This window comes from Streptomyces sp. NPDC049627, from assembly GCF_044465645.1.
Classification (GTDB): domain Bacteria; phylum Actinomycetota; class Actinomycetes; order Streptomycetales; family Streptomycetaceae; genus Streptomyces.
Genome location: NZ_JBITLW010000016.1, coordinates 57,411 through 71,286 on the forward strand (window position 1 = coordinate 57,411; position 13,876 = coordinate 71,286).

Consider the following 13,876-nt stretch of genomic DNA (forward strand, 5'->3'; position numbering starts at 1 on the left):
CCCGGCACCCCCTCTGTTTCCGCTGCCGGCCCAGCCGTGGCGGGCGCGGCTGGGTCACTGTCAGTGGCGGGCCGTAAGGTCTGTGGTCATGGAGACGAGCACGGAGGGTGCCGCGGCGGACTGCGGCGGTGACGTCGCGCCCGGAACGGGGCCGGTTGCGGACGAGGTCCCGGCGGGGGCGGACAGTACGGCGGTGACGGTCGAGGGGGGTGCGGGCGCGGCCACGGCGGTCGACGGCGGCGCGCTCGTGGCCATGGCACCGGCCTCGCTGTCGCCCTCCCGTGCCAGTGACTTCATGCAGTGCCCGCTGCTCTACCGGTTCCGGGTGATCGACCGGCTGCCGGAGAAGCCGAGCGCGGCGGCGACGAAGGGCACGCTGGTGCATGCGGTGCTGGAGCGGCTCTTCGACGCGCCGGCTGCCGAGCGGACCCCTCCGCGCGCCAAGTCCCTGATCCCCGGCCAGTGGGAGCGGCTGCGGGAGAGCAGGCCGGAGGTCGTGGAGCTGTTCGCGGACGATCCCGAGGGCGAGCGGCTGGCGGCGTGGCTCGGGGAGGCGGAGCAGCTCGTCGATCGGTGGTTCGGTCTGGAGGATCCGACCCGGCTGGAGCCCGCCGAGCGGGAGCTGTTCGTCGAGGCCGAGCTGGAGTCGGGGCTCAGGTTGCGCGGGATCATCGACCGGGTCGACGTGGCGGCGACGGGCGAGGTGCGGATCGTCGACTACAAGACCGGTAAGGCGCCCCGGCCCGAGTACGCCGAGGGCGCTCTGTTCCAGATGAAGTTCTACGCGCTCGTCGTGTGGCGGCTGAAGAAGGTGGTCCCGCGCCGGCTCCAGCTCGTCTATCTCGGCAGCGGTGACGTGCTGACGTACGACCCCGTCCGCGCGGACCTGGAGCGGGTCGAGCGCAAGCTGCACGCGCTGTGGGAGGCGATCCGTCAGGCGACGGAGACGGGCGACTGGCGTCCGAGGCCGACCAAGCTGTGCGGCTGGTGCGACCACCAGGCCCACTGCCCGGAGTTCGGCGGCACTCCCCCGCCCTATCCCTTGCCGGTGCGGGCGGCGGAGTCGGGTGCGTGAGCCGCGGGGGCGTGCCCCGGAGGGGAGCCGGTGAACATGCGCAGGGCAGAATGGGGCGGGACTAGCGAAGGAGACTTAGGTGGCCATCCGCGTCCTACTGGTCGACGACCAGCCGCTGCTGCGTACCGGCTTCCGGATGATCCTGGAGGCCGAGCAGGACCTCGCGGTCGTGGGCGAGGCCGGTGACGGCCTGCAGGCCCTCGACCAGGTGCGGGCCCTGCAGCCCGACGTGGTCCTGATGGACATCCGCATGCCGCGGATGGACGGTGTCGAGGCGACCCGGCAGATCACCGGGCCCGGGCGGGACGGCCCGGCGAAGGTGCTGGTGCTGACCACGTTCGACCTCGACGAGTACGTGGTGGAGGCGCTGAGGGCGGGCGCCAGCGGCTTTCTGCTGAAGGACGCCCCGGCCAATGAGCTGGTGCAGGCGATCCGTGTGGTGGCCGGTGGTGAGGCGATGCTCGCGCCGAGCATCACGCGCCGGCTGCTCGACAAGTACGCCACGCATCTGCCCTCGGGGGACGAGCCGGTTCCGGACACTCTGCACACGCTGACCGAGCGTGAGGTGGAGGTGCTGAAGCTGGTGGCGCGGGGCCTGTCCAACGCGGAGATCGCCGCGGATCTGTTCGTGAGCGAGACGACCGTGAAGACGCACGTGGGTCATGTCCTGACCAAGCTGGGGCTGCGGGACCGGGTGCAGGCCGCGGTGTACGCGTACGAGAGCGGGCTGGTGCGCCCCGGCGCCCAGTAGGCACAGGAAGTTTGCGGTACGACGAAGAGGGCGCCCCTTCCGAGAAGGGGCGCCCTCCGCGTCTGCGTGAGCGGGTACGACCGTGTGTCAGCCCTTGCTGAGCTCCCAGAAGCGGAAGACGGTGGAGGCGTCGAGGCAGTACTCCAGGCCGTAGACGTTGTCGTGGACGACCGCGTACTGCTTGGCCTGCCAGACGGGGAGGACGGGGAGTTCCTTGGCCACGATGTCCTGGAGCCGGCCGAACTCGTCGTCCGTGGCGGAGCGGTCGCTCTCGGCGGCGGTGCGCGGGATGAGCGTGCCGGTGATCGCGTTGTTGTCGTAGTTGTTGCTGAGGACGTTGCCCTTGCCGAAGAAGGGGGCCGTGAAGTTGTCGGCGTCCGGGTAGTCCGGGATCCAGCCCTTCACGTAGACGCCGTACTTGCCTGCGGCGACGTCCTTCTCGTACTGGTCGAAGGCGACGGACTGCACGTCGGCGTCGAACAGGCCGCTGTCGTTGAGCTGCCCGGCGATCGCCTTGAGTTCCTGGTCGGTGGCAGGGCCGTAGCGCGAGGGCGTGGACCACAGGGTCAGCTTGACCTTGCCGGTGATGCCCTCGTCGCGCAGCGCGGCGGCGGCCTTGGCCTTGGAGGGGCGGGCGCCGTAGGTGTCGAAGAAGGCCGTGTTGTGGCCGCCGATACCGGCCGGGATGATCGAGTACAGCGGGGTGGCCGTGCCCTGGTAGACGTCCTTGATGAGGGCGTCGCGGTCGATGAGGTAGGCCATGGCCTTACGGACGCCGAGCTTTCCGGCGACCGGGTCGTCCATGTTGAAGACCAGGTGCTGGACCTCGGCGCTGCTGCCCTCGACGACCTCGACGCCGGAGTCGTCGCCGGACTGCTCGACGTCGGCGATGGCGCCCGCGCCGAGGCCGCGGTAGGCGATGTCGACCTGGTCGTCGAGCAGGGCCTTCTTCAGGGAGTCCTGGTCGCCGTGGAAGAACTTCAGCGTGACGCCGTCGTTCTGGACCTCGGCGGTGCCCTTGTAGTTCTCGTTGACGGCGAAGACGGCCTCCTCGTCGTCGAACGAGTCCAGCTTGTAGGGGCCGGAGCCGACGGCCTCGCCGTCCTTGCGCAGGCCGTCCGCGTCGTACTGGTCCTCGTCGACGATGGAGCCGGCGCCGGAGGCTATCTTGCTCGGGAAGGTGGCGTCGGGGGTGTTGAGCCGGAAGACGACCGTCTTGTCGTCCGGCGTCTGCACCTTCTCGAGCGTGGGGAACATGACCGCGGGGCCGTCGGGATCGTTGATCTTCAGCATGCGGTCGAAGGAGAACTTGACGTCGGACGAGGTGAGCGCGTCACCGTTGCTGAACTTCAGTCCGTCCTTGAGGGTGCACTTGTAGACCGTGGCCCGGGTGTCGGAGAAGACGCACTGTTCGGCGGCCTCGGGCTGCGGTTCGGTGGCGCCCTTGGGGAAGCTGAGCAGCGACTGGAAGACGTTGTTGAACAACAGCCAGGATCCGGGGTCGTAGCCCGAGGCGGGGTCGGTGGCCAGGACGTCGTCGGACATCCCCATGACCACCGAGCTTCCGGTTCCCCCGGAGCCGCCCGTCTCCGTTCCGCAGCCGGTCAACAGGCCGGAGGCCAGCCCTGCCACGACGGGCAGAACTGGCCACTGGTTGCGCATGTTCACGTACGAGTGCCTTGTCGTCGGTTGTGAGTAGCCCGGGCCCCGTCCTGGATCCCGGGCGGCCCGGCGCCCTGGTCCTGGGCGCCGGGCGTGGAGAGACGTCAGCCGCTCACGCCACGGCCGAGCTCCCACAGCTGGAGGGTGGAGGAGGAGTTGAGCGCATACGCCGTGCCGGTGACGTCGTCGCCCGCCGCGACGTACTGCTTGCCCTGCCACAGCGGCAGCACGGGCACGTCGTTGGCGACGATGTCCTGGATGTCGGTCAGGCTGCCGGACGCGGACAGGCGGTCGGCGGCGCGGCGGGACTCCGGGATCAGGGTGTTGCGGATGGTGCTGTTGGCGTACGGCGAGCCGAGGAAGTTGTCCTTGTCGAGGAACGGTGCGAGGTAGTTGTCGGCGTCCGGGAAGTCCGGGAACCAGCCCATGCCGTAGACGTCGTACTCGCCCTTCTGCTCGGCGGGGCGGAACGTGGCCCAGGGGGTGCCCTGGACGTCGACGTCGAACAGGCCGCTGTCGTTCAGCTGCTTCTTCAGCAGCTCGAACTCCTTCTTCGTGGCCGCGCCGTAGTGGTCGGTCGTGTAGTGCAGCGTCAGCTTCACCGGGGTGGTGATGCCCGCCTTGTTCAGCAGCGCCTTGGCCTTGGCGGTGCTCGGTTCGCCGTACTTGTTGAAGAACGCGTTGGAATGGCCCGTGATGCTCGCGGGGACCAGCGAGTACAGCGGTTCGGCCTGGGAGCCGTAGACCTTGGAGACGAGTTCGCCGCGGTCGATGACCTGGGCCATGGCCTGGCGGACGGCCTTGCTGCGGACGGCCGGGGCGTCGGTGTTGAAGGCCAGGTAGCGGATTTCCAGGCCGGACATGTCGACGAGGTCGACGGTGTCGTCGGAGTCGGACGACAGCTTCTGGATCTGCTCCGGCGTCATGGTGCGGGTCATCAGGTCGATGTCGCCGTCGGCGAGGGCGGCGCCCATCGCGTCGGCGTCCGTGAAGTTGCGCAGTTCGACCTTGTCGTTGTTCACCGTCAGGCTCCCCTTGTAGTCGGGGTTCTTGGTGAACACGGCGGAGACCAGCTGGTCGTCCTTCACCTCGGCCTTGAGGGTGTACGGGCCGGAGCCGTCGACCTCGAAGCCGTCGCGCAGCTTGTCCTTGGCGTAGACGTCCGGGTCGACGATGCCGGCGACCGGGGTGGACAGCTTGAACGGGAAGGTGGCGTCGGCGGTCTTGAGGTGGAAGATGACCTCGCGGTCGCCCTGGGTCTCGACGGTGTCGATGGTGGACAGCAGCGCGAAGACGCCGCTGTCGGCCTTGAGGGCGCGGGCGCGGTCGATGGAGTACTTCACGTCGGCCGCGGTGACGGGGTCGCCGTTCGCGAACTTCAGGCCCTCGCGCAGGGTGCAGGCGTAGCGTTCGTTGCCGCTGTCGGTGAAGCCGCAGCTCTGGGCCGCCTCGGGCACCGGGTCGCCCTCGCCGCGCGGCTGGACCATCAGGGTCTGCACGGTCTGGCGCAGGACGTTCCACGTGCCGACGTCGTAGGCGTAGGCCGGGTCGAGGGGTGCGGGAGCGTCCTTCGAGGCAGTGAACACGTCGGTGGTGCCGACGACGATCGCGTCGCCGTTGTCGCTGCCGCTGTCGGTTCCGCCACAGGCGGCGAGAACCGGCGCGAGCAGGCCGATGACGGCCGGCAGCACCAAAGTCTTGCGGTTCATGCTCGGGTTTCTCCAGCTGTCGACTCCGTGTACCCGGCATGCAGGGGTGTTGCGGCGGATCACGGGGTAAGTGCGATGTTCTCGCGACGAGGTTAGTCTCCGCGCGCAGGAGGGTTCGCAGCCAGTGGAGTTGAGGCCTCATCACGGAGCGGAACCGGGTGCGGACACAACGAAAACCTGACAGCGGAAGGATTCGTGCACCCGTCCATCAATCGGGACACAAGGGCACGCTGCAAGCGCTCTACGAGGGGTGGCCGACGCAGTGCGAGCCGACTGTCGACCCCACCCGAAGTGTTGAACGTCACAAACTGAACGGTCTTCGGATGCGCTGGAATTCAGCCGGTCGACCCGTTCGAATTTCCTTGTGCAATTTCCGCGCTTAACGATGTTGCACGCTGCGTGAAGGGCGGGCGCATTTCCGTTGTCACGCCGCCATCAGTCCGCGCAGAAATGCCAGATCGACCTCTTCCAGCGACGTCACCACGGTGCGCCGGGCGGCCGGGGTGATCGGTGCCACCGACGGCACGGCCACCACATGACAGCCGGCGGCCTCGGCCGCGGCCACGCCGGTCGCGGTGTCCTCGACGACCGCGCAGCGGGCGGGGTCGGCGCCGAGTCCGGCGGCGGCGAACAGGTACGGGTCCGGGTGCGGCTTGGTGCGCGGTACCTCGTCACCGGCGACGGTCAACGCGAAGTGCTGGGGGCCGAGCGAGGTGAGCACGCGGTCGATGATGCGCCGGTGCGAGGCGGAGACCAGGGCCGTCGGAACCTCGTACTCGGCCAGTTCGGCCAGCAGCCGGGCGGCTCCCGGCATCAGCGGCAGGGCGCGGTCGATGCGGTCCTCGAAGCCCTGGTTGAGCAGCACGGTGAGCTCGGCGAGCGTGATGTCGGCGCCGGTCGCCTCGATCAGGAACCCCGCACTGCGGCTCATGGGGCCGCCGACCACGACATGGCGCCAGGTGTCGTCGAGGGCGTGGCCGAGGCCGGCGAAGATCTCGACCTCGACGTCCCACCAGAAGCCCTCCGTGTCGACCAGGGTTCCGTCCATGTCGAGGAGTACTGCCTGCAGGGCCGAGCCATCGGCCGTACGCGTTACTGACGCGGGGACCGTGCTGGTCATCCACGTACCTCCTTGAAGGGACGATCAGGCCGGTTCCCACGGAGGGAACCGGCCTGCGGTGGACCGTCCAGTGTACGACGTGCGGCGGTGAAACGCCTGGTTTAACGGGTGTGCCTCGGGGCACACGGGTCACACCCCTCGGAACCCGCCGGGGGTCGCCTCATCGTGCGTTGAAGTACTTCGCCTCCGGGTGGTGGATGACGATCGCGTCCGTGGACTGCTCGGGGTGCAGCTGGAACTCCTCGGACAGGTGGACGCCGATGCGCTCCGGCTGGAGCAGGTCGGCGATCTTCGACCGGTCCTCCAGGTTCGGGCAGGCGCCGTAGCCCAGCGAGAAGCGGGCGCCGCGGTACTTGAGCGCGAACATGTCCTCGATGTCGGCGGGGTCCTCGCCGGCGAAGCCCAGCTCGGAACGCACGCGCGCGTGCCAGTACTCGGCGAGCGCCTCGGCCAGTTGCACGGACAGGCCGTGCAGTTCGAGGTAGTCGCGGTAGGAGTTCGACTCGAACAGCCGGGCCGTCTCCTCGCCGATCCGCGAGCCCACGGTGACCACTTGGAGGCCGACGACGTCCGTCTCGCCCGACTCCTGCGGGCGGAAGAAGTCCGCGAGGCACAGCCGGCGGCCGCGGCGCTGGCGCGGGAAGGTGAAGCGGGTGCTCTCGTTGCCGTGCTCGTCCAGCAGGATCAGGTCGTCGTCCTTGGAGACGCACGGGAAGTAGCCGTAGACCACGGCCGCTTCGAGGAGGTTCTCCGTCTGGAGCTTGTCGAGCAGACCGCGCAGGCGCGGGCGGCCCTCGGTCTCGACGAGTTCCTGGTACGACGGGCCGTCTCCGGTGCGGGCCTCCTTCAGGCCCCACTGGCCCTTGAAGAGGGCGCCCTCGTCGAGCCAGGACGCGTACTCCTTGAGCTGGATGCCCTTGACGACACGGGTGCCCCAGAACGGCGGCTCGGGGACCGGGTTGTCGGTGGCGACGTCGGAGCGGACGTGGCCTTCCTCGGGGCGCTCCTCCAGTACGGCCGTGGCGGTGGCGCTCCTGACGCGGCGCTGCTTGAGCTCGGGGAGCTTCGCGCCGGGCACGCCGCGCTTGACGCCGATGAGGGCGTCCATCAGGCGCAGGCCCTCGAACGCGTCCCGGGCGTAGCGGACTTCGCCCTCGTAGATCTCGTGCAGGTCCTGCTCGACGTACGCGCGGGTGAGGGCGGCGCCGCCGAGAATGACCGGGTAGTTCGCCGCCAGGCCGCGCTGGTTGAGCTCCTCCAGGTTCTCCTTCATGATCACCGTGGACTTCACCAGCAGGCCGGACATGCCGATGACGTCGGCCCTGTGTTCCTCGGCCGCCTCCAGGATCGCGGAGACGGGCTGCTTGATGCCGAGGTTGACGACGTTGTAGCCGTTGTTGGACAGGATGATGTCGACGAGGTTCTTGCCGATGTCGTGCACGTCGCCGCGGACGGTGGCCAGCACGATGGTGCCCTTGCCGGCCTCGTCGCCCTCGACCTTCTCCATGTGCGGTTCGAGGTAGGCGACCGCGGTCTTCATGACCTCGGCGGACTGGAGCACGAACGGCAGCTGCATCTGGCCGGAGCCGAAGAGCTCGCCGACGACCTTCATGCCGTCCAGGAGGGTCTCGTTGACGATGTCGAGGGCGGGGCGGTCCTGGAGGGCCGCGTCGAGGTCGGCCTCCAGGCCGTTGCGCTCGCCGTCGATGATGCGGCGCTTGAGACGCTCCTCCAGCGGAAGGGCAGCCAGTTCCTCGGCCTTGCCGGCCTTCAGGGACTTGGCGGTGGCGCCCTCGAAGAGCTGCATGAGCTTCTGGAGGGGGTCGTAGCCCTCGGTGCGGCGGTCGTAGATGAGGTCGAGGGCCGTTTGGACCTCTTCCTCGCTGAAACGGGCGATCGGCAGGATCTTCGAGGCGTGCACGATCGCCGAGTCCAGACCCGCCTTGACGCACTCGTCGAGGAAGACGGAGTTGAGCAGGATGCGGGCGGCCGGGTTGAGGCCGAAGGAGATGTTGGACAGGCCCAGCGTGGTCTGCACGTCGGGGTGGCGGCGCTTGAGTTCGCGGATCGCCTCGATGGTGGCGATGCCGTCCCCCCGGGACTCCTCCTGACCGGTGCAGATGGTGAAGGTCAGGCAGTCGATGAGGATGTCCGACTCGTTGATGCCCCAGTTCGTCGTCAGGTCCTCGATCAGCCGCTCGGCGATCTCGACCTTCTTCTCGGGGGTGCGGGCCTGACCCTCCTCGTCGATGGTCAGCGCGATCAGTGCGGCGCCGTGCTCCTGGGCGAGCTTGGTGACCTTCGCGAAGCGGGACTCCGGGCCGGCGCCGTCCTCGTAGTTGACCGAGTTGATGACCGCGCGCCCGCCGAGCTTCTCCAGGCCCGCCCGGATGACGTCGACCTCGGTGGAGTCGAGGACGATCGGCAGCGTGGAAGCGGTGGCGAAGCGGCCGGCCAGCTCCTCCATGTCGGCGACGCCGTCGCGGCCGACGTAGTCCACGCACAGGTCGAGCATGTGCGCGCCCTCGCGGATCTGCTCGCGGGCCATCTCGACGCAGTCGTCCCAGCGGCCCTCCAGCATGGCCTCGCGGAACTTCTTGGAGCCGTTGGCGTTGGTGCGCTCGCCGATGGCGAGGTAGGAGGTGTCCTGGCGGAACGGGACGGTCTGGTAGAGGGAGGCGGCGCCGGGCTCGGGGCGCGGGTCGCGCTCGGTCGGGGCGACGCCGCGGACGCGCTCGACCAGCTGGCGCAGGTGCTCGGGGGTGGTGCCGCAGCAGCCGCCGACCAGGGAGAGGCCGTAGTCGCGGACGAAGGTCTCGTGGGCGTCGGCCAGCTCCGGCGGGGTGAGCGGGTAGGTGGCGCCGTCCTTGCCGAGGACCGGCAGGCCCGCGTTCGGCATGCACGACAGGGGGATGCGCGAGTGCCGGGAGAGATAGCGCAGGTGCTCGCTCATCTCGGCGGGGCCGGTGGCGCAGTTCATGCCGATCATGTCGATGCCGAGCGGCTCCAGCGCGGTGAGCGCGGCACCGATCTCGGAGCCCAGCAGCATCGTGCCGGTCGTCTCGACGGTGACGGAGACGATGATCGGGAGGTCCAGGCCGGAGATCTCGCGGGCGCGCTGGGCGCCGATCACGGCGGCCTTGGTCTGGAGGAGGTCCTGGGTGGTCTCCACGATCAGCGCGTCAGCGCCGCCCGCGATCAGGCCCTCGGCGTTCTGCTGGAAGGCGTCGCGGATCGTGGTGTAGCCGATGTGGCCGAGCGTGGGCAGCTTGGTGCCGGGGCCGATGGAGCCCAGCACCCACCGCTGGCGGCCGTCGCGGGCACCGAAGGAGTCGGCCGTCTCGCGGGCGATGCGGGCACCCGCCTCCGACAGTTCGAAGACGCGCTCGGGGATGTCGTACTCGGCCATCGCCGCGTAGTTCGCGCCGAACGTGTTGGTCTCGACGCAGTCCACGCCCGCGTCGAAGTACGCCTCGTGGACGGAGCGGACGATGTCGGGCCGGGTCAGGTTGAGGATCTCGTTGCAGCCCTCGAGCTGCTCGAAGTCCTCGAGGGTGGGCTCCTGGGCCTGCAACATGGTGCCCATCGCTCCGTCGGCGACCACCACACGGGTGGCGAGTGCCTCGCGGAGGGCGGACACACGGGTCCGGCTGTCGGCGGAAGGGGTCGGTGGCAACGAGGCCATGTAAGGGCTCCCTGGAGTGCGACGGCTGTCGGCTTTGCGTCCTTCCGTGAAACCTTCCCCACGGGGGCGCACGCCGCCAGGGTAGCCGGGACCGCCACCGGATGGTCAGGGCGTCCACGGGACGGGACGGGGATGGCGGGCAGGTCGACTGCGGGGTACGGGTGACACAACAGAAGCGGACGGATACCGACGGACCATTAGCGGGAGGTCGGCATCGACTAGTAGTGTTCGACATTGCCGAACGGCGGCAGCGGCGTCGCGGAGTCGACGGTCGAAGGGGACGGAGGCAGTACGGCGATGGCACGGAACATCCAGTCGCTCGAACGGGCGGCCGCGATGCTGCGGCTCCTCGCGGGCGGCGAGCGACGCCTCGGCCTGTCGGACATCGCCTCGTCCCTGGGCCTCGCCAAAGGCACCGCGCACGGCATTCTGCGCACCCTCCAGCAGGAGGGCTTCGTCGAGCAGGACGACGTCTCGGGGCGCTATCAGCTGGGCGCCGAGCTGCTGCGTCTGGGCACGACCTATCTGGACGTGCACGAGCTGCGGGCGCGCGCCCTGGTTTGGACGGACGACCTGGCCCGTTCCAGCGGGGAGAGCGTCTATCTGGGCGTCCTGCACCAGCAGGGCGTGCTGATCGTCCACCACGTCTTCCGGCCCGACGACAGCCGCCAAGTGCTGGAAATAGGGGCCATGCAGCCGCTGCACTCCACGGCCCTGGGCAAGGTCCTGTCGGCGTACGACCCGGTCGCCCACAGCGAGGCGATCGAGGCCGACCGCAAGGCCTTCACGGACCGGACCGTGTGCGAGCTGGACGGCTTCGAGCACATCCTCGACATGACACGCGCGCGTGGCTATGCGGCCGACGTCGAGGAGACCTGGGAAGGCGTCGCCTCCCTCGCCGCTCCCATCCACGACCGGCGTCGCATGCCGGTCGGCGCGGTCGGCATCACCGGCGCCGTGGAGCGGCTGTGCCGGGACGGCGAGCTGCGTCCCGAGCTCATCGCGGCGGTGCGGGACTGCGCCCGCGCGGTGTCGCGGGATCTGGGCGCCGGGCGCTTCTGAGGGCACGCACACCGGAACAGTGACATTCCGGGACGTCATACGGCGTTCCGGACTTCGCTGTGTCCTGACATAGCTGCATAAAGCGCCTCGGCGACACCCACCGTGTTGCCTACGCGGCAGTACGCAGCGAACCGCTCGTGTCGATAAATCAACACAACCCATAACGATCGAGCATTCGATAACAGAGCTCTTGACGGGCGCCTTACACCGGGGCAAGACTCCCGTCCATCGGTCGGCATTGTCGAACACCTACCGGCAATACGCGCTAGAGTGTGACAACGCCAAGGGCCGCCACCGCCCTCACCCCCGAGGGCACGCGAACCACCGGAGGGACCCGGGGTTCTGCTTCCCCTGGACGAAGGACAAAGGAGTCGCGGGTGTCCAGCTCCGACATCTTCATCGGCGAGACCATCGGTACCGCCATACTCATCCTGCTCGGCGGCGGCGTTTGCGCGGCCGTCACACTGAAGGCCTCCAAGGCTCGCAACGCCGGCTGGCTCGCCATCACCTTCGGGTGGGGCTTCGCAGTGCTCACGGCGGTCTACACCTCGGCGCCACTGTCGGGCGCCCACCTGAACCCGGCCGTCACGGTCGCGCTGGCGATCAAGGACAACGACTGGAGCAACGTTCCGACGTACATCGCCGGACAGCTCCTCGGCGCCATGATCGGTGCGGCCCTGGTCTGGGTGGCCTACTACGGCCAGTTCCACGCCCACCTCACCGACAAGGAGATCGTCGGCGGTCCGGGTGCTCAGGCCACGGCGGCCAAGGCCGTCGAGGCCCAGGAGAAGGGCGCCGGCCCGGTCCTGGGCGTCTTCTCCACCGGGCCCGAGATCCGCAACGTGGTGCAGAACCTGCTCACGGAGATCATCGGCACCGTGGTGCTGGTGCTCGCCATCCTCACGCAGGGCCTGAACAACAACGGCGACGGCCTCGGCCCGATCGGCGCACTGATCGTCGCGCTCGTCGTCGTCTCGATCGGTCTGTCCCTCGGCGGCCCGACCGGATACGCGATCAACCCGGCCCGTGACCTCGGTCCGCGTATCGTGCACGCCCTTCTGCCCCTGCCCAACAAGGGCGGCTCCGACTGGGGCTACGCCTGGATCCCGGTGGTCGGTCCGCTGATCGGCGCGGCGATCGCTGCAGGCATCTACAACGTGGCATTCGCTTAGAAGAACCGAGCTTCACCTGTTCGAGTGAGAAGCACCGAAACTCTCAGCGCACGTCGTACGTAAAGCCCCATAACCACGGAACTTCCAGGAGCACACAGTGACCGACGCCCACACCGCCGGCCCCTTCATCGCGGCCATCGACCAGGGCACGACTTCCTCCCGCTGCATCGTCTTCGACCGCGACGGACGTATCGTCTCCGTCGACCAGAAGGAGCACGAGCAGATCTTCCCGAAGCCGGGCTGGGTCGAGCACAACGCCACGGAGATCTGGACCAACGTCCAGGAGGTCGTCGCCGGAGCCATCGAGAAGGCCGGCATCACCCGCGACGACATCAAGGCCATCGGCATCACCAACCAGCGCGAGACCACCGTGCTGTGGGACAAGAACACCGGTGAGCCCGTCTACAACGCCATCGTCTGGCAGGACACCCGCACCGACGCCCTCTGCCGCGAGCTCGGGCGCAATGTCGGCCAGGACCGCTTCCGCCGTGAGACCGGTCTTCCCCTCGCCTCCTACTTCGCCGGTCCCAAGGCCCGCTGGCTGCTGGACAACGTCGAGGGCCTCAAGGAGCGCGCCGAGGCCGGCGACATCCTCTTCGGCACCATGGACACCTGGGTCATCTGGAACCTGACCGGTGGTGTCGACGGCGGCAAGCACGTCACTGACGTCACGAACGCGTCCCGCACCATGCTGATGAACCTGCACACCATGGAGTGGGACGACAAGATCGCCGAGTCGATCGGCGTGCCGCTGCAGATCCTGCCCGAGATCCGCTCCTCCGCCGAGGTGTACGGCGAGATCACCGGCGGCAAGCTGGGCGACCTGCTCGGCGGCATCCCGGTCGCCTCCGCGCTCGGTGACCAGCAGGCGGCCCTGTTCGGCCAGACCTGCTTCGCCGAGGGCGAGACCAAGTCGACGTACGGCACCGGCACCTTCATGGTGATGAACACCGGCGACAAGATCATCAACTCGTACGCCGGTCTGCTCACCACCGTCGGCTACAAGATCGGCGACCAGGACACGGTCTACGCCCTGGAAGGCTCGATCGCCGTCACCGGTTCGCTGGTGCAGTGGATGCGCGACCAGATGGGCCTGATCTCCACGGCCGCCGAGATCGAGACGCTCGCGCTCTCGGTCGAGGACAACGGCGGCGCCTACTTCGTGCCGGCCTTCTCCGGCCTGTTCGCCCCGCACTGGCGTTCCGACGCCCGCGGTGTGATCGCCGGTCTGACCCGGTACGTCACCAAGGCGCACCTCGCGCGTGCCGTCCTGGAGGCCACCGCCTGGCAGACGCGGGAGATCGCCGACGCCATGGTCAAGGACTCCGGCGTCGAGCTGGTGACCCTCAAGGTCGACGGCGGCATGACCGCCAACAACCTGCTGATGCAGACGCTCTCGGACGTCCTGGACGCACCCGTGGTGCGCCCGATGGTCGCCGAGACCACCTGCCTCGGCGCCGCCTACGCCGCCGGTCTCGCCGTCGGCTTCTGGAACAGCACCGACGACCTGCGTGCCAACTGGCGCCGGGCCGCCGAGTGGACCCCCCGCATGGACGCGGAGACCCGCGACCGTGAGTACAAGAGCTGGCTCAAGGCCGTCGACCGGACCATGGGCTGGCTCGAGGACGAGGAGAGCTGAC

General features: G+C 68.8%; 9 protein-coding genes. 5 read left to right on the plus strand and 4 right to left on the minus strand.

The features are described 5' to 3' along the window. Window positions 1-88 precede the first annotated feature (88 nt). Together ACIBU0_RS36210 and ACIBU0_RS36215 are read left to right on the plus strand one after the other, a co-directional pair. A complete protein-coding gene (locus ACIBU0_RS36210) occupies window positions 89-1,075 on the plus strand; it encodes a RecB family exonuclease (RefSeq protein ID WP_398827214.1) in 987 nt (328 codons plus the stop codon). Between the two features lie 79 nt (window positions 1,076-1,154). Continuing rightward, window positions 1,155-1,826 carry a response regulator transcription factor gene (locus ACIBU0_RS36215; protein WP_366025543.1) on the plus strand — a complete coding sequence of 224 codons (672 nt, stop codon included), beginning with the start codon at window positions 1,155-1,157 and terminating at the stop codon, window positions 1,824-1,826. An 87-nt stretch (window positions 1,827-1,913) separates the two neighbouring features. Here the strand turns inward: ACIBU0_RS36215 and ACIBU0_RS36220 are convergent, their stop codons facing one another. The 4 genes from ACIBU0_RS36220 to metH form a co-directional block, all read right to left on the minus strand. Continuing rightward, complete coding sequence (locus ACIBU0_RS36220; protein WP_398827216.1) at window positions 1,914-3,494, minus strand: ABC transporter substrate-binding protein; 1,581 nt, start codon at window positions 3,492-3,494, stop codon at window positions 1,914-1,916. A 98-nt stretch (window positions 3,495-3,592) separates the two neighbouring features. Next, window positions 3,593-5,197 carry an ABC transporter substrate-binding protein gene (locus ACIBU0_RS36225; RefSeq protein WP_398827218.1) on the minus strand — a complete coding sequence of 535 codons (1,605 nt, stop codon included), beginning with the start codon at window positions 5,195-5,197 and terminating at the stop codon, window positions 3,593-3,595. A gap of 424 nt (window positions 5,198-5,621) precedes the next feature. Then, on the minus strand, window positions 5,622-6,317 hold the full coding sequence (locus tag ACIBU0_RS36230) for an HAD family hydrolase (protein WP_398827220.1): 696 nt from the start codon (window positions 6,315-6,317) through the stop codon (window positions 5,622-5,624). A gap of 160 nt (window positions 6,318-6,477) precedes the next feature. Then, entirely contained in the window at window positions 6,478-10,002 is a 3,525-nt protein-coding gene (gene metH, locus ACIBU0_RS36235) for a methionine synthase (RefSeq protein ID WP_398827221.1), read from the minus strand. Window positions 10,003-10,299: 297 nt separating this feature from the next. Here metH and ACIBU0_RS36240 point away from each other — a divergent pair, with 297 nt between their 5' ends. The 3 genes from ACIBU0_RS36240 to glpK all read left to right on the plus strand — a co-directional run bounded on the left by ACIBU0_RS36240 (window position 10,300) and on the right by glpK (window position 13,875). Next, window positions 10,300-11,064 (plus strand): IclR family transcriptional regulator, encoded by a 765-nt coding sequence (locus tag ACIBU0_RS36240; protein ID WP_398827223.1) that lies wholly within the window; start codon window positions 10,300-10,302, stop codon window positions 11,062-11,064. A 377-nt stretch (window positions 11,065-11,441) separates the two neighbouring features. Next, window positions 11,442-12,236 (plus strand): MIP/aquaporin family protein, encoded by a 795-nt coding sequence (locus tag ACIBU0_RS36245; RefSeq protein ID WP_398827225.1) that lies wholly within the window; start codon window positions 11,442-11,444, stop codon window positions 12,234-12,236. 97 nt (window positions 12,237-12,333) lie between these two features. Continuing rightward, window positions 12,334-13,875, plus strand: coding sequence for a glycerol kinase GlpK (gene glpK, locus ACIBU0_RS36250; protein WP_398827227.1), 1,542 nt, complete (start codon window positions 12,334-12,336; stop codon window positions 13,873-13,875). Window position 13,876 lies beyond the last annotated feature (1 nt).